This is a genomic window from Duganella dendranthematis (genome assembly GCF_012849375.1).
Taxonomy (GTDB): Bacteria; Pseudomonadota; Gammaproteobacteria; order Burkholderiales; family Burkholderiaceae_D; genus Rugamonas; species Rugamonas dendranthematis.
On the sequence record NZ_CP051684.1, the window covers coordinates 3414639 to 3434137 of the forward strand.

At 63.5% G+C, this 19499-nt stretch carries 18 protein-coding genes; 6 read left to right on the top strand and 12 right to left on the bottom strand.

The genetic code is table 11. The features are described from left to right. From HH213_RS15565 to HH213_RS15610, 10 genes are read right to left on the bottom strand one after another with little or no spacing between them, the layout of a single operon-like run. Positions 1-1341, bottom strand: coding sequence for a DUF1329 domain-containing protein (locus tag HH213_RS15565; protein WP_110847413.1), 1341 nt, complete (start codon positions 1339-1341; stop codon positions 1-3). 18 nt (positions 1342-1359) lie between these two features. Next, entirely contained in the window at positions 1360-2925 is a 1566-nt protein-coding gene (locus HH213_RS15570) for a DUF1302 family protein (RefSeq protein WP_169112810.1), read from the bottom strand. Between the two features lie 41 nt (positions 2926-2966). Next, positions 2967-3845 carry a substrate-binding domain-containing protein gene (locus tag HH213_RS15575; protein ID WP_169112811.1) on the bottom strand — a complete coding sequence of 293 codons (879 nt, stop codon included), beginning with the start codon at positions 3843-3845 and terminating at the stop codon, positions 2967-2969. 16 nt (positions 3846-3861) lie between these two features. Continuing rightward, positions 3862-5490: an acetolactate synthase large subunit gene (locus HH213_RS15580; RefSeq protein ID WP_169112812.1), complete on the bottom strand. Its 1629-nt coding sequence runs from the start codon at positions 5488-5490 to the stop codon at positions 3862-3864. A gap of 1 nt (position 5491) precedes the next feature. Then, on the bottom strand, positions 5492-6349 hold the full coding sequence (locus HH213_RS15585; RefSeq protein WP_110847409.1) for an HpcH/HpaI aldolase family protein: 858 nt from the start codon (positions 6347-6349) through the stop codon (positions 5492-5494). A 19-nt stretch (positions 6350-6368) separates the two neighbouring features. Continuing rightward, complete coding sequence (locus HH213_RS15590) at positions 6369-7355, bottom strand: DODA-type extradiol aromatic ring-opening family dioxygenase (protein ID WP_169112813.1); 987 nt, start codon at positions 7353-7355, stop codon at positions 6369-6371. Positions 7356-7381: 26 nt separating this feature from the next. After that, entirely contained in the window at positions 7382-8680 is a 1299-nt protein-coding gene (locus tag HH213_RS15595) for an MFS transporter (RefSeq protein WP_169112814.1), read from the bottom strand. Between the two features lie 17 nt (positions 8681-8697). Then, positions 8698-9546: an amidohydrolase family protein gene (locus HH213_RS15600; protein ID WP_169112815.1), complete on the bottom strand. Its 849-nt coding sequence runs from the start codon at positions 9544-9546 to the stop codon at positions 8698-8700. A gap of 1 nt (position 9547) precedes the next feature. Further along, positions 9548-10573 carry an amidohydrolase family protein gene (locus tag HH213_RS15605; RefSeq protein ID WP_169112816.1) on the bottom strand — a complete coding sequence of 342 codons (1026 nt, stop codon included), beginning with the start codon at positions 10571-10573 and terminating at the stop codon, positions 9548-9550. An 18-nt stretch (positions 10574-10591) separates the two neighbouring features. Then, positions 10592-11557: an ABC transporter substrate-binding protein gene (locus HH213_RS15610; RefSeq protein WP_169112817.1), complete on the bottom strand. Its 966-nt coding sequence runs from the start codon at positions 11555-11557 to the stop codon at positions 10592-10594. A 160-nt stretch (positions 11558-11717) separates the two neighbouring features. Here HH213_RS15610 and HH213_RS15615 point away from each other — a divergent pair, with 160 nt between their 5' ends. Next, the gene (locus HH213_RS15615; RefSeq protein ID WP_229263021.1) at positions 11718-12626 is read left to right on the top strand and encodes a helix-turn-helix domain-containing protein; all 909 of its coding nucleotides are present in this window, start codon (positions 11718-11720) and stop codon (positions 12624-12626) included. 90 nt (positions 12627-12716) lie between these two features. Here the strand turns inward: HH213_RS15615 and HH213_RS15620 are convergent, their stop codons facing one another. Then, positions 12717-13814 carry an anhydro-N-acetylmuramic acid kinase gene (locus HH213_RS15620; RefSeq protein ID WP_169112818.1) on the bottom strand — a complete coding sequence of 366 codons (1098 nt, stop codon included), beginning with the start codon at positions 13812-13814 and terminating at the stop codon, positions 12717-12719. Between the two features lie 101 nt (positions 13815-13915). Then, positions 13916-15310: a M23 family metallopeptidase gene (locus HH213_RS15625; protein WP_110847402.1), complete on the bottom strand. Its 1395-nt coding sequence runs from the start codon at positions 15308-15310 to the stop codon at positions 13916-13918. Positions 15311-15467: 157 nt separating this feature from the next. On the opposite strand from HH213_RS15625, the gene tyrS reads away from it, so the two are divergent. The 5 genes from tyrS (at position 15468) to dusB (ending at position 19437) form a co-directional block, all read left to right on the top strand. Further along, a complete protein-coding gene (tyrS, locus tag HH213_RS15630) occupies positions 15468-16721 on the top strand; it encodes a tyrosine--tRNA ligase (RefSeq protein WP_169112819.1) in 1254 nt (417 codons plus the stop codon). Next, complete coding sequence (dtd, locus tag HH213_RS15635) at positions 16718-17164, top strand: D-aminoacyl-tRNA deacylase (RefSeq protein WP_169112820.1); 447 nt, start codon at positions 16718-16720, stop codon at positions 17162-17164. Before tyrS ends, dtd begins: the two co-directional genes overlap by 4 nt. A gap of 3 nt (positions 17165-17167) precedes the next feature. Beyond that, complete coding sequence (locus HH213_RS15640) at positions 17168-17641, top strand: YbhB/YbcL family Raf kinase inhibitor-like protein (RefSeq protein ID WP_169112821.1); 474 nt, start codon at positions 17168-17170, stop codon at positions 17639-17641. An 8-nt stretch (positions 17642-17649) separates the two neighbouring features. Beyond that, positions 17650-18300: a histidine phosphatase family protein gene (locus HH213_RS15645; RefSeq protein WP_169112822.1), complete on the top strand. Its 651-nt coding sequence runs from the start codon at positions 17650-17652 to the stop codon at positions 18298-18300. A 168-nt stretch (positions 18301-18468) separates the two neighbouring features. Continuing rightward, positions 18469-19437: a tRNA dihydrouridine synthase DusB gene (gene dusB, locus HH213_RS15650; protein ID WP_229263472.1), complete on the top strand. Its 969-nt coding sequence runs from the start codon at positions 18469-18471 to the stop codon at positions 19435-19437. Positions 19438-19499 lie beyond the last annotated feature (62 nt).

The window sequence follows — 19499 nt, forward strand, 5'->3', positions numbered from 1 at the left end:
TCAGCGTACGCCGCCGCTGGCCAGCGCGCTGGAGGTGAACTTGGCCAACTGCTTGGCGTCGTAATCCTGATATGACACGCCGCCCGTCTCGTTGATGGCCGCCGCATACACCCAGCCGCCGGTCAGCAGGTCGAACCACGTATAGCTCAAGGTGCTGGCCGACGGCTCGTCGCCCGCCACCAGCGTGAACGCCTGGCCAGTCTTCCACAGCTTGCCCTGTGCGTCCCAGGTATCGGCCAGCACCGCCTGCCAGGTATCCTCATCCAGATACAACCGGCGCTTGGCGGCGACGTTGCGCTTGCCATTGGCCAGTGACGCCTCCAGCACCCACACGCGATGCAACTCCCAGCGCACCGCGTCCGGATTCAACGTGCCCTTGCCGATTACCGCATTGACCGGCTTGCGGAACAAGCCGTTGTTGTTATACGGGATGTAGATCTCCTTCTTGCCGATCAACTTGACTTCATAGCGGTCCTGCGCACCGATGAACAGATTGACGTCATCAAAATTGGCCAGCCCGGCCGCCGACGCATCCGGCGTGTCGTACACCAGCGAAGGCGACTTGCGCACGCGGCGCTGTCCCGGCACATACTGCCAGCCGTCTTTTGGCTTGCTGTAGTTGTCAACATAATCGATGGTCATCAGCGCCTGGCCGGCGTTGGCCGGCGGCTCGGTCACGTCCAGCCGTGCCCGCGCCCACTCGCCGCTGAAGCCATCCGGCTTGCCCTTCGGATCGTAGTAGGGATAGGCCAGGCTGGTGCGCTGACGGTTGGTCAGCACGCGGTCGCCGTTGGCCGTCATCACGTATTTATCGGCGGTGAACACGGTCAGCTGGCCGCGATAGCTCAGCATGTGATTCCACAGCGCCTCATGCCCATTCTTCGGCACCGGGAAGGGGATGCCGCCATACGCGCCTTCCACCGTCAGGCCGCCGTTGGTCAGCTTGGCGCGCGTGGCGTTGGCCGCCACCGCATCGTAGATCGCCTGCGAAAACACGGCGCTGCGATGCGACGGATAGACGTCGATGCGCATGCCCGGCCACTTGGCCAGCAGCGCCTTGGTGCCGTCGCTCAGCTTGTCGGCGTACTGCGCCACGTTGGCGCTGGTGATTTGCAGCAGCGGCTTCTCGCTGGCATACGGGTCCGGGCGCTTGTTGTCGGCGCCAGGCTTGGTGTCGACCGGCTTGCCGTCCCAGGCCGGAATGCTGCCGTCCTTGTTGGCGGCGCGCTCGGCGCCGAGCGGCGTCAGCGCGCCGGATTTCAGGTTGGGCGCTTGCGCGAACGCGCCGGCGACGATGGTGGCGAGGCCGGCGGCCATCAGCTTGCGAATATTTTTGTTCATCTCGATGTCTCCACTTGATCAGAAGCTGGTTTGCACGCTGAAGCGCACATAGTCGCGGTCCAGCAAGGGCTGGCTGGTGGCCTTGCCGCGATAATTGATAAAAGTCAGGTTGGCGATGTACTTGGTCAGGTAGGTGCCGGTAATGCCGACGGCGATTTCGCCGCCGTGGTCCGGGCTGCCCGAGAACGGGAACGCGGTGTCGATCACCGACCGGCCTTTGAAGGCCCAGCCGACATTCAGCGGCACGCTGACGTCGAGGCCGGACAGTACCTGGTACCAGGTCGGCGTGACCACGATGCGGCCGCCCCAGGCGGTCTTGTTCAGCGCGGTATCGACCTTCTCCGGATTGTCCTGCACGCTGTTGATGTGATTGGCCGATAGTTCGCCCACCACGCTCAGGCCGTCCCAGCCAGCAGCGGCGCCGCTGACGATGGTGGTGGATAGATTGAGGTGCGCGGTGCGGCCGGTCGGATACGGTGTGTGGTCGTTCAGCCAGGCAGCCGTCTGGCCGACCGGCAGCACCACCGTGCCCTGCTTGGCGTTGAGCGCCTGACCGTCGCGTATTGACGCTTCCAGGCCGATGTTGGCGATGCCCACCAGGCGCGAGATGCTGGCGCCGAACGACTTGACGCCGTTCGGCACGGCCAGGTAGTAGGTGCGGGTGGCCGCCTGCGTCACCACTTGCGTCGAGGTGTCGTTGTAGCGGATGGCGTAAAAGCCCAGGTCGGCGTCCAGCAATTCGCTGCGGGTGTTGAGCGCGAAGCCGACGTTGTTCGGCAAGTCGCCCTTGGCCAGGCCGGCGTTGCGCAGCTTGAGCGGACCGGCCCAGATCGACTCTGCGCCGTCGCCCAGCATGTCGGTCGAGCTCAGGTAGCTGCCGGCCGGATGCAAACGGGTAGGGCGGTACTTGAACTGCACATAGCCTTCGATGCTGGTGTCGTTGGTCAGTTGCAGCGTGCTGGACAGCTGGGGCACCGGGATGGTGGTTTCCTTGGCCTGCGTGCCGGGAATCGACAGCTTGTACAGGTCGATCGGCGCCATGCCTTTGGCGATGCCATTCATGCCGAAGAACAGCGTGGTGCCCCAGATCAGCGAGTGCTGGCCGAGGCGGTACGACAGCGTGGTGTCGCCGATCTGGCTTTTACCGAATACAAACCAGTCCAGCATCTCGGCGTTGCGGCCGGCGATGCGCGCGGTCTCCGGCGCAAAGCGGTTGGCGCCGACGCTGACGTTGTTGGTGGTGGCGGTCGAGCTGTTGGAGGTGTTCTGGTTGTACACCGAGTCATACCAGGCCGCCGCGCTCAGGCGGATGCCGAAGCCATCCTTCTGCGCGTCAAACTCCGACAGGATGTCGTAGCGGCTGGAAATCAGCCCGGTGCTGAAGTTGCGGTCGCCGTCGTCGTTGTTGACCTTGGCGGCGCCGGTGGTCAGCAGCGGGTTGGCGGATTCCACCCGCGCGCCGGCGCTGTATTTCAGCGTGTTGTCCCAGCGGATTTGCCACTCGCCACCGGGATTGAGGTCGGTGGCGTGGGCGCCGCCGCTCATCGTCGTGGCGATGGCGGCTGCAATTGCTAACTTCTTCATGTTGTCTCCGTTGTTGTAGTTTTTAAACGGGTACTGCTGTTTTATCCGAGGCTGCCGGTGATGTCGTCGAACAGTTCGTCGACCGACAGGCGCCGCGGGATAATCTTTTGATCGAGGGCCCAGTCGATCGCCAGCTGGATGCCCTTGCGGTTGGCCTCCAGCCCGATCGGCGGGAAGATAGCCGGCACGCCGCCCTCGGCCTGCTGGCGGCCGGCGATCAACATGCGGTAGATTTCGCGCACCACGTCGGGATTCTTCTTCGAGACGTCGGCGTGCACCACGAAGAAGTGGTTGACCGGCACCACGCCCTCGCGCTCGAACCATTTCAAGGCGGCGTTGTGGGCGTCCGGCACCAGCGTGCGCACGCGTTCGTCTTTCGGCATGTCTTCGCCGAGCAGGGCGGCGGCCAGTTCGCCGCGCATCATCAGGTCCGGGATCGACGAGCCGGCCGGCAGGCGCTGGCAGTTGGATGGATCGGTGTACTCGGCCAGGTGGCCGTCGCCCAGCGTGCGCCACAGGACTTTGTCGAGGTCGACGCCGTATTCGTGGCGCAGGATGCCGCGTATCCACAACGCCGTGGTCTGCGTGTAGGTGCGCACGCCCACTTCGCGGCCTTCGATGTCCTTCGGATCGAGGTGGCCGAAGTCGATATTGAAGCCGGCGCAGTGGTGCTGAAAGCGGCCCGAAATCGGCGCCGGCAGCAGCACGTACGGCTTGCCGTAGGCTTTGGCTTGCAGAAAGGTGACGATGGCCAGTTCGCCGGCGTCGAATTTGTTTTCGCGCACCATGGCCTTGAAGCCATTGTGCGCCGGCGTCGGGCCGCAGAAATCCAGTTGCACGATGTCGGAGTGGACGCGGCCATCGAGCAGCGCCTTGGTGACTTTGTATTCGGACAGGTTGGTGCGCAGTACGGTAGTCATAACGGTTCCTTGTGGATTAATACAGGCGGACTTCGATCAGCGTCGGGCCTTGTTCGCGGGCGGAGTTGGCCATGGCTCTGTAGAAGCCCTCGGCGCTGTCGACAGCGACCGACGGCACGCCCATGCTGGTGGCCATCGCCAGCCAGTCGATGCGCGGCTTGTCGATGTCGATCATGGCCAGCGCCTTGGGGCCGGGTGCGCCGGCGCCCATGTTGGCGTATTCGGCCTTGAGGATGGCGTAGCTGTTGTTGGCGAAGATGATGGTGGTGACGTTGAGCCCTTCGCGTGCTTGCGTCCACAGCGACTGGATGGTGTACATGGCGCTGCCGTCGCCGACCATGCAGAACACACGTCGGTCCGGACAGGCCAGCGCGGCGCCGGTGGCGACCGGCGTGCCGTAGCCGATCGAGCCGCCCATGTTGTTGATCAGGTCGTGCGGCGCGGCGCCGACCGTCAGCCCCATGGTTTCGCGGCCGGTGGTCAGCGATTCGTCGACCAGGATGCAGTGTTCCGGCAGTGCGGCGGCCAGCGCGGCGGCGATGCTGGCCGGAGTCAGCGCGCCTTGCGGGATCACGGCCTCGGCGCGTGGTTGCAGCATGGCTTGGGCCGTGTTGGCGTCCAGTGCGTCCAGCAGCATGTCGAGGGCAGCGGCGCTGTCTTCATCGGCTTCGCTCAGCGTGTGGACCACGGTGCCGGGGGCTTTCAGCAAGGATGGCTTGTCCGGATAGCTGAAGAAGGCGATCGGTTCGGTGGTCTCCAGCGTGATGATGTGCTTGAAGCCTTTGAGGAATTCCAGCGCCTGCGGCACCGCGTACGGGATGCGCTCCAGCGTGACGCGGCCGGCGCCGCGTTCGATGCGGGAGGTGAAGAACTGCGTCGCCAGGCGGCAGCCGGTGGCAGCTTTCAGCTTGCCCGCCAGCTCGACCGCGCGGCCACGGGTGGCGCGGTTGGCCAGGATCACCAGCGTTGGTTCGCCGGAGCGCAGCACTTTGGCGATGGCGTCGATGCGCGCCGGTTCCGGGCGCTTGATTTGCGGCGCCAGTCCTTCGGCTGCGGCGATGCCATCAGCGCCGCCGACGCCTGCCGCCGCGCCAGTCGCATCGGCGCGGCCCGCGCCGGATGCACGCGGTGGCGCGGCTTGTGCGCTGGCTTCCTGCCATGACGCGTCGCCCGGCAGCAGCAGGGTGGCGATCTGGCCGGGATGCTCGCTGGCCTTGGCAATTGCGGTGCTGACGTCCCACGCCACCGAGTGCGGCGACTCGACGCGCCGCACCCAATGGCTCAGTGGCCGCGCCAGCCCTTCGATATCGGACATCAGCGGCGGATCGTATTTCAGGTGCGCCGCCGAATGCTCGCCGACGATATTCACCATGCCGGACGAGGCGCGCTTGGCGTTGTGAATGTTGGCCAGTCCGTTCGCCAGGCCGGGGCCAAGGTGCAGCAAGGTCGATGCCGGCGTGCCCTTCATGCGGTAGTAGCCATCGGCAGCGCCGGTGCATACGCCTTCAAACAGGCACAGCACGCTGCGCATGCGCGGGTTTTCCAGCGCCTTCAGGAAGTGCATCTCCGACGTGCCAGGATTGGCGAAGCAGATATCGACTCCCTGTTCGGTCAGGGTCTTGACCAGGCTCTCGGCGCCGTTCATCTCAGTACCCCGCCATTTCGCGCGCCTTGCCGATCACGCCATAGCTGCGCTGCGGCGCCGACATCAGGAAGCTGTAGCCTTCCTTCAGCAGCCGTTCGTAGTTGCCGGCGGTGACGTGCGGATTGCCGACCTTGACGCCATGCTTGTGGCAGGTCGCCACGATCTGCGCCATCGCCGCCAGCACTTCCGGGTGATCGTACTGGCGCGCCAGGCCCAGCTCCTGCGACAGGTCGCCTTCGCCGATCAGCACGAAGCCGATGCCGGGCACGTTGGCCAGCATATCGTCCAGGTTGCCGATCGCCTGCGTCGATTCGATCATCAGGCCGCACAAAATCTCGCCCTGTGGCGCGAGTGGCCAGACGTCGGCCTTGGCGTAGTATTCCTGCTGCGTCAGACCCCAGTAGCGCGAGGCATTCATCGGGCCGTCGCCGCGCACGCCTTTCGGCTCGTACAGCGGCGCCTGCTTCGGCCGCGCATAGCGGCACGAGGCCACCGCGTTATAGGCTTGTTCCACCGTCGCCACGTGCGGCGTGATGACGCCGTACACGCCGCGATCCAGTACCTGCTTGGCGAACGACTGGTTCATCTCGACGCCATTGGCCGGAATGCGCGCCAGCGGCGTGACCTGCGGCGCCAGCGAGCCGGCGGTGGCGATCTGCTTGCGGTTCAGCAGATATTGCAGCGAGTCGCCCAGCGCCGACACGTCATATGGGTTGTGCTCCATTTCGAACACGATGCCGTCGTACGGTGCGTCGCTCATGTCGATGGCGGACTGCTTGTCGATTTTCGAAAACGCGGTGAATGCGACTTTGCCCTGTTCCCAGGCGCGGATGATGCCGTTCAGGCGGGTATTGCTCATGATGTCCTCGTTGATAAAGTTATTGTTCTGCGTTCCAGTACATGAAGCCCATGCCTTCGCCGGTGCCGGCGGCGGTGCGCCAGCAGGGGACGTAATCGACCACGGTCATCTCGGCGCCGGTTTCCTCGACCGCTTTCATGACGCTCACGTACAGCTTGATTTCGGAAGTGCCGGACTGGTAGTAGCCGTCCGGGATGGCGGCCAGGCCGTCGTAGTCGTATTCGCCCAGCATCTTCATGACCTGGTGGTCGAACTCTTCATCGTTGACGAAGTGCGACAGGCCGCCGGAGGCGAAGATACCGACCCGCACATCCTGTGGCCAGGCCTTGATCGCATCGCGCAGCACGCGGCCGAACTCGATGCAGCGCGCCATCGACGGCTGGGTCGGCGGGTAGAAGCAGTTCATGATCACCGGCACGTGCGGCGGCGGGTTGTCGTCCATGATCTGGTGGTACACGAAGCTGTAGGCGTGCGGCGCCACCGGATAGTCCGGCAGCGGTTTCATCCAGACGTTGTCCGGCCACTTGAACAGGTCGGTCAGGTCGAAGCCTTGTTGCTGGAAGGCGTCGATCAGGTGCTTGGCCAGCGCCGGATGGCACGGGTGAGTGACGTGGTGATCCGGCGCGTACACCGAGCGCTGCGGTGGGCCGTTGTGCACTTCCGCGCCGCTATAAATCGCGATCGACGGCGAGAAGTCGAGGAAGATTTCCTTCTGGTCCTTGCCGAGGATGATGGCGATGTCGATCTTGGCGGCGCGGTAGGCCTCGGCCATTTTGTCGAGCGCGGCGCGGCAGCGGGCGGCGCGCGCGGTGCGTTCCTCGATGGTCAGGTATTTTTCAAACGCGGCCTCGCGGTGCGCTTCCAGTTCCGGATAAGTCCAGGTGCGGTTGCGGAACCACAGTTCCGGATTGTTGCGGTCGCGTTCACCGTTGGTCAGCCAGTCTTCCGGTTTCTGGCCCAGCATGCCGCTGTGCGGTACAGCCATGCCGAATACGATTTTTGCCATGGGTATTCCTCTGTTGGTTTTATTGGTCAGGCCGCGCTTTTGCGCGCGCCTTCTGCGGGGGCGTTGGCCGGTGCGGTGGGTTCGGTCACTTTCGGCGCCCACTCGGGCCGGAACAGCACGGCGGTGGCGACGGCGCCGATGATCAGGAAGACGAAGATCACCATCATCGGCAGGTCATAGCTGCCGCTGATGTGCAGCAGCCAGCCCGACAAGCTGGCGGCCACACCGCCGGCCAGGCTGGTGGCGACCTGCTGCACGCCGGTGACGGCGCCGATCGCCTGCTTGGGAATCAGCGTTAGCCGCGACAGCGCCAGGTTGTTGGCGGTGGCCAGGCCCAGCAGCGACAGCGACAGCACGTTCCAGAACAGCGCCATTTCCAGCGTGTCCGCATAGGCGCCCAGCAGCACGGTGCAGCCGCCGATGAAGCCGGCGATGATGAAGGCCTTGCGCACGGTGACGGCGTTGCGGCCGCTGGCGATCACGCGGTCGGCCGCCCAGCCGGCAATGGCGGCGACGATGGCGATGCCGGCAAAGCTGAAGAAGGTGTACAGCCCCGACTTGGCCAGCGACAGGCCGCGCTGCTCGACCAGGTAGGCCGGCATCCAGCTCATGCAGTAGAAGGTGAAGTAGCCGTAGCAGAAGTTGGTGATCATGCCGCCCCACACGACCGGGCTGGACAGGATGGAGGTGAAGGTCACCGACGACGCCTTGCGCCTGGCCGTGGCCAGTTGCTCCTTGTTCGGAAAGTCGTTGCGGACCAGTCCCAGCCAGGGCACCAGCCACAGCAGGCCGACGATGCCGGTGGCGACGAACATCACATTCCACGAGTAGTTGACGATCAGCCAGGCGCCGACCGGCGCACCGATGGCCGGGCCGAACTTGTTGCCCATCGCCAGCAGGCCGACCGCCAGGCCGTTCTGGCTCTCGTCGAAGTTGTTGCGGATCCAGCGGTAGCTGGCCGGGATCACAATCGCTTCGGTGGCGCCGATGATCAGGCGCATGATCACCAGCGCGGACAGGGCCGTCACCGCCCCCATCGCCGCCGTCGCCAGGCACCAGGCGGCAAAGCAGATCGCATACGGCCACTTGACGCCGTAACGGTCGGCCACCACGCCCATCGGGATCTGGAACAGGCCGTAGGACCAGAAGAAGGCGGCGTTGATCCAGCCGCGGTCCACGCTCGACAACGCGAACTCGCGCACGAAGTTGTGGTCCGCCAGCGCCGAAGAAATACTGGTGCGGTCGATGAAGGAAATCAGCACGCCCAGTGCCAGCAGCCCGAGTATGGTCCAGCGGCTGGCTGCGCCGTGTTTGTTCGTCTCCATATATTCTTTCTCGGCGCTCAGGCCAGGCTTGGATACAGCTGTTTGGCAGTCTTTTCAAAGATCCAGGCGCGGTCGTCGTCGCTCAGCGAGGCCAGCCCGTGCTGCGCGGTGGCGAGGATCTCGGCCAGCGTGCCGGGCGACGTCGGGAAGTTGGAGCCCCATGCCAGCCGCTGCGCGCCGAACGCTTGCACCACCGCCGGGAAGAAGGTGGCGGCGCTGGCTTTCTCCTTCTTGACGTCGCCGAAGATGCGCGGCGTCAGCTTGAAGTAGATGTTGTCCAGCGGCGCAAGGTCGAACATCGATTGGGCGTTGGCGTACGGCGCGCCATCGAGCACGTCCGGGCGACCCAGGTGGTCGAGGATGATCTTGACGCTCGGGAAGCGCTTGGCCAGCGCGGTCACTTGTGGCAGGCCGACCGGGCCGGTCTGGATGCACATCGGTAGATTCAGCTCGGCGCACAGCTCCCACGCCGGGAACGAGCGCGGATCGTCCAGTTCGCTCGGATCGAATTCCTTGGTGCTGCCGCCGGTGAACAGGCGCAGGCCTTGCAAACCGCGCGCGTGCCACTCGCGGATGCGTTGCGGTGCGTCTTCCTGCAACACGTCAACCGAGCCGACCGCGACCAGGCGGTCCGGGTATTTGTTGCAACCGTCGACCACGTAGCTGTTGTCGAAGCCGTAGGTGGTCGACGAGTGCACCACGGCGGCCTTGGCGACGCCGGCTGCGTCCATGGCGGCGATCAGCGCTTCGACCGTGCTGGGGCGTTCCTGCGACCAGTCGGAGCGCTTGCCAAACAGCGGCGCCGGTGGATAAGCCTGCTCGTCGTCCGAGATGATGTGCGGGTGGATGTCTACGATGGCAGTCATATTATTTACCTTGTGCTTTCAGGCGTTGATCCAGGCGCGGGAACACGCGGCGCGCGTTGCCTTCGAAAATCTTGTAGCGGTCTTCATCGCTCAGCGCGGCGATGCCATCGACGTAGCGCCTGGTGTCGTCGAAGTAGTGGCCGGTGCAGGGATCCTTGCCGCGCACGGCGCCGATCATTTCGGAGCCGAACAGCACGTTGTCGGCCGGGATCACCTTGGTCAGCAGCTCGACGCCGGGCTGGTGGTAGACGCAGGTGTCGAAGAAGAGGTTGTCGAGCAGGCCTTCCAGCGGCCGCTCCATCATCTCCAGCGACATGCCGCGGTAGCGGCCCCAGTGGTAGGGCACGGCGCCGCCGCCATGCGGAATGATCAGGCGCAGCGTCGGGAAGTCCTTGAACAGGTTCGATTGCAGGATCTGCATGAAAACCGAGGTGTCGGCGTTCAGGTAGTGGGCGCCGGTACCGTGGAAGCACGGATTGCACGAGGCGGCCACGTGGATCATGGCCGGCACGTCGAGGTCGCACAGCGCTTCGTACAGCGGATACCACTCGCGGTCGGTGACCGGGGTGCCGGTCCAGTAGCCGCCGGTCGGATCGGGATTCAGGTTGCAGCCGACGAAGCCCAGTTCCTCCACGCAGCGGCGCAGCTCGGGCACGCTGTTCTTTGGCGGCGCCAGCGGCGATTGCGGCAGCTGGCACACGGGCGCGAAATTGTCCGGGTACATTTGGGTGACGCGGTGCACCAGGTCGTTGGAAATCTCCGCCCACTCGATGCTGGTGCGCTCGTTGCCGAGGTGGTGGCTCATCAAGCCGGCAATCGGCGAGAACAGCGTCAGGTCGCCGCCGCGCTCCTGTTGCAGCTTCAGCTGGCCGCCGCCGACCGCTTCGCGGATCTGCTCATCCGAAACGAAGGCTTCGGCGCGCGACGGGCCGTTGGCCGGATCGTTGGCGAACTCCACCTGCTTGGCGCGGAAGTCGCGGAAGGATTTGGGGACGGTCGTAAAGTGACCGTGGCAATCGATGATCATGGTGTCTCCGTTTTATTGTTAGATCGCGTTCGGATCGACGAACAGTTCGTGCAGCGCCATGCGGCGCGGCGTCAGGCCCTGCTTGAAGGCGGTCGCTTCCAGCGTCTCGATGGTCTTCAGGTTGTCGGCAATGCCGTAGGGCAGCGGGTCGTGGCCGACGATTTCTTGCAGCGCCTGGTATTTCTTGTCGGTGATTTCGCCCGAGTCCAGCTTGGCCAGCCATTCCTGCTTGGCCTGGTCGAAGGCTTTGTAGAGCGACTGCGCGATCCACGGATGCTCGGCCAGCACCGAGTCCTTGACCACGATGGTGCCGTGCATCGGATAGACGCCGGTGCGGGCGTAGTATTCCTTTTCGATTTCGGCGGCGTTGGGCAGCAGGTCCGGATAGTCGGCTTCCACTTCCTGCCAGCCGCCGGTCGGCGCGCCGGTGCGGCCAATGCCTGCCGCGCCTTCCAGGCCGGCCACCAGTTCGCCCTTGGCCATCATGTCGGCCAGCGAGGTGTCGGCGGCGGCGTGGATGACGTTGGCCGGCAGCTTGAGTTGGGTGACGTGTTCTTCATCGTCGACCACCCAGGTGACCTTGGAGGCGTCGAGGCCGAATTCGTCGATCAGCACCTGGCGGTTCCAGACGCCGGTGGTGACCGAGTAGGCGCGCACGCCGACTTGCTTGCCTTCCAGGTCTTTTGGGTGGTTGATGTTGGCGTCCGGCCGCACCAGCAGGCCGCCGTGGTGGAAGCGGCGCACGACGAAGATCGGCAGTGCGACAAACGGCGCACCGTAGGCGCGGGCGATGATGTAGGTGGTGGGCGCCAGTTCGCAGACATCGAATTCGACATCGCGCACCATGCGGCGGAAGGCGCCGATCTGCGGTTTGACGGTGACGAACTCCGCTTCCACGCCCTCGATCGGAATCGAACCGTTCTTGATGGCGATGGTGTGGGGATGATCGGCGATGGCGATCTTGAGCTTCACTTTGGTGGCCAACTTCATTCTCCTTTGATTTGATGGAGCAAGAATAGAAGTTGGGCCGGCGCGCGTCTCTACACAAAAATTACATTCGCTGGCACTTTTGTACGCACGTATTGCTACTGCCAAAAGCGGGGGCTATAGTGCAGCACAGGAGGCGACAATGACTTCAAATGCGATGACAAAGTATCAACGCGATGCCAACGGCAAACCCCGACTGACGACCGTGCCCAAGGTGCGGCTGTATGTCGAGAATCCGGAGGAAAAGGACAACTGGTTCGTCAACATCGGCCACGTGACCGAACGTGGCCGATGGCGCACCGAGCCGCACGCACACCCGCACTACGGGCAGGTGATCTTCGTGCGCAACGGCCGCGGCGTGATGAATCTGGAAGGGCATAGCGTGCCGTTCGAGGCGCCGTGCGCGCTGCTGCTGCCGAATGAATCGGTGCACGGGCTGGACTACGAGGTGGACGTGGACCGCTGGGTGGTCACCATCGAGGTGTCGTATCTGCAGCAGATCAACAGCAAGCTGCAGGACTTCATCAAGCTGTGGGCGTCGCCGCGCGTGATCCCGCTGTCGTATGCGGCGGAGTCGGCGGAGGAGTTCTTCAATGTGATCAGCAAGCTGTCGCATGAAGTGGCTGCCAAGACCATCGGCCATGTGGTCGGCACCGAGGCGCTGCTGACGTCACTGCTGCTGATGCTGGTGCGCGGCGCGCACATGGAGGAGCTGGAAAGCAAGGTCGCCAGCGGCAGCGAGGTGCGGCTGGCCGACCGCTTCCGTGAGCTGATCGATCAGCATTACCGCGAGAATCTGCAATTGCAGAATTACGCATCGATGATGGGGGTGTCGCTGGTGCAGTTGCGGGCGGCGTGCGCGGCGGCGGCGGGGCAGAGTCCGACCAAGATGATCCATGCGCGGCTGATTACCGAGGCCAAGCGCAACCTGATCTTCGGCGATATGGCGATGGAGCAGATTGCGTACTGGCTGGGCTTCACCGACGCGGCGTATTTCACGCGCTTCTTCCGCAAGGAAGTGGGGCAGACGCCAAGCCAGTTCCGGATTGTCGCGCGCCGTTCTTAGCGGGAACCGTTTACCCCGAACGGCGACGCACAAGGGTCTGACCCCGTGCGGGGTCAGACCCTGACCTTTTGGGGTGACTGCGCGGCTTAATCAGCGCGGGTAGAGTGCGCCGAGAACGCGTTCGCCCTTGGCGCCGGTGACGGCCGGCAGGTTGCCGGCCAGCCGTTCCATGAAGCGGTAGCCCAGCCACGCGAACGCCAGCGCTTCCACACAGTTGGGCGCCACGCCCAGCGCCTGCGTCGACGCCACCATCACCTGATTGCCCAAGGCTGCTCCCAGCGCCTGCATCAGCACGCTGTTGTAGGCGCCGCCGCCGCAGATATAGACCGCATCCGCGCCGCCGCCATAGGCCTTGATGGCATCCGCCAGCGTGACGGCCGTGTATTCGGTCAGCGTGCGCTGCACGTCTTCCGGCGCGGCCGCCGTGTGCGCTGCCAGGCGCGCATCCAGCCATGCCAGATGGAACAGCTCGCGGCCGGTGCTCTTCGGCGCCGGACGCGCCAGATACGGCTCTTTCAGCAGTTCGTCCAGCAAGGCCGGCACCACCTTGCCGCTGGCCGCCCACGCGCCGTCGGCGTCGTATTCCTGGCGGCGGTGACGGTGGATCCAGCCATCCATCAGTACATTGCCGGGACCGGTATCGAAGCCGACCACGCGGCCATCGCCGCTCAGTACGCTGATATTGGAAATGCCGCCGATATTCGCCACCACGCGCGGCTGGCCCTCCTTGCCAAACAAAGCCTGGTGGAAGGCCGGCACCAGCGGCGCGCCCTGGCCGCCGGCGGCGACGTCGCGGCTGCGGAAATCCGCAATCACATCAATGCCGCACAGCTCGGCCAGCAGGGCAGGGTTGTTGGTCTGGCGCGTAAAACCCAGCTCGGGACGATGGCGGATGGTCTGGCCATGCACCGCCACCGCGCGCACATCTTGCGGCGCGCGGCCCGAGACGCGCAGCAGCTCGGCCACGCACTGGGCGTAATACTGCGCCAGCTGGTTGGCGGCCATCGCCTCGCGTTCGATCTCATTGTCGCCGCTGGCTTGCAGCGCCATCAGCTCGGCCCGCAGCAGCGGCGGGAAGGCGATGTAGGCCGCCGCCACCGTGGTGGTGGCATCGCCGTCAAACTGCGCCAGCGCGCCGTCCACGCCGTCCAGGCTGGTGCCCGACATTAAACCGATATACAACGTCATTACCTGCCTCGCGATCTGTGTGGTTTAGCGCACGGAAGAAACGTGCTCAACAGCGCATGATAATAAAAAAACAGGCCGCTAGGCGGCCTGTTTCAGAAAGCTTATTTGGCGGCGACTGACGCCATGCGGGTACCGCCGCCTGATCCGGCCGGGCGCAGCAACGCGAAGCGGTGCATCATGTCGTTGGAATAGACTTTGAAGCGGCTCATTTCGGACGCCGTCAACGGCGCCTGGGCCTGCACGTTCATTTTGCCCGGGTCTTTGGCTTCGCCAGCGACGCGGAATTCGTAATGCAGGTGAGCGCCGGTCGACCAGCCGGTAGTGCCGACGTAGCCGATGATGTCGCCCTGGCTGACGCGCGCGCCTTTTTTCAGGCCTGGTGCAAAGCGGCTCATGTGGGCGTAAGCGGTGGTGTAGTTGCTCCAGTGCTTAAGCACGACGAAATTGCCGTAGCCGTTCTGGGTGCCGGCGAAATCAACCACGCCGTCGCCCGCTGCGCGGATCGGGGTGCCAGTCGGCGCCGGGAAGTCGATGCCCTTGTGCTGTTTCCATTGGCCGGACAGCGGATGCACGCGCATCGCGAAACCGGACGAAATACGCGAAAACTCCACCGGCGATTTCAGGAACGCTTTTTTCAGGGATTTGCCGTCGTAGCTGTAGTAACCGCCGCCTTGCTTGCTTTGCGGATCTTCAAACCACACCGATTGATAGGTCGTGCCTTTATTGGTCAGTTCGCCCGCCAGCACACGACCGGCGCGCACGAACTCGCCATCCTGCCAGAACGTCTCGTACACCACGTTAAAGCTGTCGCCGCGCTTCAGGTCGCCGCGGAAGTCGACGTTGGTGGAGAACATCTCAATGATTTGCTTGACGATATTGTCCGGCAGCTTGGCGCCATCTTCGCTGGAGTCGGTTGCCGCGTACAGGGTCGAGGTAATGTTACGCGCGTGCATTTCGACGCGGCGTTCCAGCTTGGCTGGCTCGGCGCTGGCAACGAAGCCGTTGCCCTGGCGGGTGATCTTGATGTTGGTGACTGGATCGTCTTTGCCGTCCACCACGGTGGCGCGCAGCCACTGCAGGTTGCCCTCGTCGTCGGTCTGCGCTTGTACGCGCTTGCCGGTCTTGAGCTGCATCACGCCTTTGGCAACCTTATCTTTTTTGATAAAGTTCTCGGCTGCATCGTCGTCCACGCCCAGGCGGGTCAACAAGGTGGCCAGCGTGTCGCCGGCGCGAATTTTCTCTTCGTGCACGAAGTGCGCGTTAGAAGACTGTTGTTCCAGGCTATTGATCTGTGCGCTCAGGTCAGGAACCACAACCGCTTCCTGAACAGTTTTCACGGGCAGATCCGACGCGTCAGGCGCGAGCGGCGCTACGCCTGCCGCACCAAAAGCACATACTGCGAGAAACAATGCAGACGCGCTGATGATGCGCGCCTTGCGCGTAGAACCTAGCAGACCGAACAAGCGTGAGCTTGTGAATTTATGTATTTGGTTCATGCAATCAGTTAAAATTTGCCGCTTGAACTATTCAGGAACGTTTTATTTCTTCTAATTATCTATTTTGTTCGTTTTCGTGCGGCAAGATTGATGGATCGGGGATTATAGCAAACTCCTGCGCCTGACTACCTTTTTCTGAAAAAACCGTAAAAAAATCATGACTACTTCTTCTTCGATACCGTCGGCTCCCTCTAAAGCGTTGCCTTTGACTGACAACGTCCTGGAGGCGCTCGCCATCACCAAACGCGGTGTCGACGAGTTGCTGATTGAAAGTGAGTTCGCCCAAAAGCTGGCGCGCTCGGAACAAAGCGGTGTGCCGCTGCGCATTAAGCTGGGCCTGGATCCAACCGCGCCCGACCTGCATTTAGGCCACACCGTGGTGCTGAACAAAATGCGCCAGCTGCAAGACCTCGGCCATCAAGTGATCTTCCTGATCGGCGACTTCACCTCGATGATCGGTGATCCGTCCGGCCGTAACGCCACCCGTCCGCCGCTGACCAAGGAACAGGTCGAGCAAAACGCGATGACTTACTTTAAGCAAGCCTCGCTGGTGCTGGACCCGGCCAAGACCGAAATCCGCTACAACTCCGAATGGTGCGACCCGCTGGGTGCGCGCGGCATGATTCAACTGGCCTCGCGCTACACGGTGGCGCGCATGATGGAGCGCGACGATTTCACCAAACGCTTTAAAAATGGCACGCCGATTGCCGTGCACGAATTCCTGTACCCGCTGATGCAAGGCTACGACTCGGTGGCGCTGAAGTCCGACCTGGAACTGGGCGGCACCGACCAGAAATTCAACCTGCTGGTCGGCCGCGAACTGCAAAAGGACTATGGTCAGGAGCCTCAATGTATTTTGACCATGCCTCTGCTGGAAGGTTTGGACGGCGTTGAAAAAATGTCGAAATCGAAGAACAACTACATCGGCATCACCGAGCCGGGCAACACCATGTTCGCCAAGATCATGAGTGTTTCCGACGAGATGATGTGGAAATACTTCGACTTGCTGTCGTTCCGCTCGATCGCCGATGTGGCTGCGCTGAAGGCTGCCGTGGCCGCCGGCGGCAATCCGCGTGACGCCAAAGTCGCCATCGCACAGGAAATCGTCGCACGTTTCCACTCGCAGCAGGCCGCCGAAGATGCGCTGGCCGACTTCGTCAACCGCTCGAAAGGCGGCATCCCGGACGACATTCCGGAGGTGGCGCTGGGCGGCGCGCCGCTGGGTGTGGCCCAGTTGTTGAAGCAGGCCAACCTGTGCGCGTCGACCTCGGAAGCGATGCGCATGGTCGAGCAGGGCGGCGTGCGCGTTGACGGTACCGTGATCAGCGACAAAACCTTGCAGCTGCAAGCCGGCACTTTCGTGCTGCAAGTCGGCAAGCGCAAGTTTGCGCGCGTGACCTTGTCGGCATGATCGCGCTGCTGCAACGCGTCAGCAGTGCCAGCGTGGTGGTCGATGGCGCGACCATCGGCGCCATCGACGCCGGCTTGCTGGTGCTGGTGTGCGCCGAGCGCAACGATACCGAAAAGGACGCGGACGCCTTGCTGACCAAGCTGCTGGCTTACCGCGTGTTCGGCGACGATGCTGGCAAGATGAACCGTAGCGTGACCGATATCGCCGGCGGTCTGCTGCTGGTGCCGCAATTCACGTTGGCGGCCGACACCAAGTCCGGCACGCGGCCGTCGTTCACGCCGGCTGCGGCGCCTGCCGATGGCTTGGGTTTATTTAGTTACTTTGTCGAACAGGCGCGCGGGAAGCACGCCAAGGTGGAAGCCGGCCAATTCGGCGCCGACATGAAAGTGTCGCTGACCAACGATGGCCCGGTAACCTTCTGGCTGCAAACCAACGCGAAATAGGCAATGAAGCTTTCCAGCGACAGTTTCCGCAACCGCGCCGCGATGCCGGCGGTGCACGCAGCCGGGGGCGGCAACCGCCACCCGCAACTGCGCTGGCGCGACGTGCCGGCCGGTACCGCCTCGTTTGTGGTGCTGTGCCTGGCTGCGGACAGGCCGGATGGCGATTTTTGTCACTGGAGCGTGGTGAACCTGCCGCCGACAATGTTGTCGCTGGCCGCCGGCGCGCTGCCCGGCAATGCCGAAACCGTGCTGGACGGCGTGCCGCTGCGCCAGGGGCTGAGCGACAACGGCCGTCCCGGCTATGACGGCCCCGGCCCGTTGCCGGACGCCGCCCGCCACTATATTTTCCGCATCTACGCGCTGGACGTGCCCCGGCTGGAACTGCCGGCCAGCTTCTGCTGCGCCGACGTGTTGCGCGCCATTTACGGCCATATCATCGATGAAGCGCAGCTGATCGGCGCATATCCTAACAAATAAGCCTACTAATGACTCACACCACCATTCTGCTGATCCGCCACGGCGAGACGGCCTGGAACGCCGTGCGCCGCCTGCAAGGCCATATCGACATCCCGCTGAACGAGGAGGGCGAACGCCAGGCTGCGGCGCTGGGCCGCGCGCTGGCCGCAGAAAAGCTGGACGCCGTACTCAGCAGCGACTTGCAGCGCGCCATGCAGACAGCCCAGGCGGTAGCCGCGCATCATGCCGGCATCACGCCGAGCAGCGATGCGCAGCTACGCGAACGTGCCTACGGCGTGTTCGAAGGCATGCTGTACCAGGACATACAGGACGAATATCCGGCCGACTTCCAGCTGTGGCAGTCGCGCGATATCGACGCCATGATGCCGCACGGCGACCGCATGGCGGAAAGCTTCCGCCAGTTTTACGACCGCGTGATCGCCGCGCTGCGCGGGGTGGCCGCGCGCCATCCGGGCCAGACCGTGGCGGTGGTGGCGCACGGCGGCGTGCTGGAGTGCGCCTACCGCGAAGCGCGCGGCATCCAGCTCGACAGTCCGCGCGACTTCCAGGTCAAAAACGCCAGCATTAACCGCTTCGACGTCGCCGACGGCAAGTTGGTACTCACTAGCTGGGGCGAGGTGGACCACCTTGCGCCGGCCGCCATGGACGATGTTATTTAGTTCATGCTTCATAACGGCCAGGCTGCACATTTGCCGAATACATAAAAAATAGTGCTTATTATTTGAGCAGACCTTCGGTTAAAATAGACGGTTCCCTCTCCCGACATTCAGGTATCGTCAGTGCAAATCGGCCCTCATCTACTGCGTAACAACGTTTTTGTCGCTCCCATGGCGGGCGTGACGGATCGTCCTTTCCGCCAGCTGTGCAAGGAGCTGGGCGCGGGCTATGCGGTGTCTGAAATGGCGGCCTCCAACCCGCGCCTGTGGGCGACGGAAAAGAGTTCCCGCCGCACCGACCACACCGGCGAGATGGAGCCGAAAGCGGTGCAGATCGCCGGCGCCGATCCCAAGGATCTGGCCGATTGCGCGCGCTTCAACGTCGAGCGCGGCGCGCAGATCATCGATATCAATATGGGCTGCCCGGTCAAGAAGGTGTGCAACGCCTGGTGCGGCTCGGCCCTGTTGCAGGACGAAGAACTGGTCAAGCGCATCGTCGATGCGGTGGTCGGCGCGGTGGATGTGCCGGTCACGCTGAAGTTCCGCACCGGCTGGGACCGCGACAACAAGAACGCGCTGAACATTGCCCGCATCGCCGAGGACGCCGGTATCGCCATGCTGACCCTGCATGGCCGCACCCGCGCCGACGGCTACAAAGGTGACGCCGAGTACGACATGATCGCGGCGGTCAAGAAATCGGTTTCAATCCCGGTGGTGGCCAACGGCGACATCACCTCGCCGGAGAAGGCCAAATTCGTGCTGGACTACACCGGCGCCGACGCCGTCATGGTCGGCCGCGCGGCGCAGGGCCGGCCGTGGATCTTCCGCGAGATCGATTATTACCTGCGCACCGGCCAGCATCTGCCGGCGCCGCTGGTGGACGAGGTGCGGGCGCTGATGGACGAGCACCTGCGCGGCCACTACGCCTTCTACGGCGACTACCTCGGCGTGCGCACCGCGCGCAAGCACATCGGCTGGTATGTGCGCGACCTGCAGGGCGGCGAGGAGTTCCGTCAGAAAATGAACCTGCTGGAATCCGTCGACGAACAGTTACTTGCCGTCGACCAATTCTTCGAATCGCAATGGCGGTACGGCGAACGGTTACAATACCGCCTCGCTGAAGATTTGCAGGCCGCCTGAACGGCGGCGAGAGAGTACAAAAAAGTCACATCATCAGAAGGGCAAACGTTTCCAGCCATAAG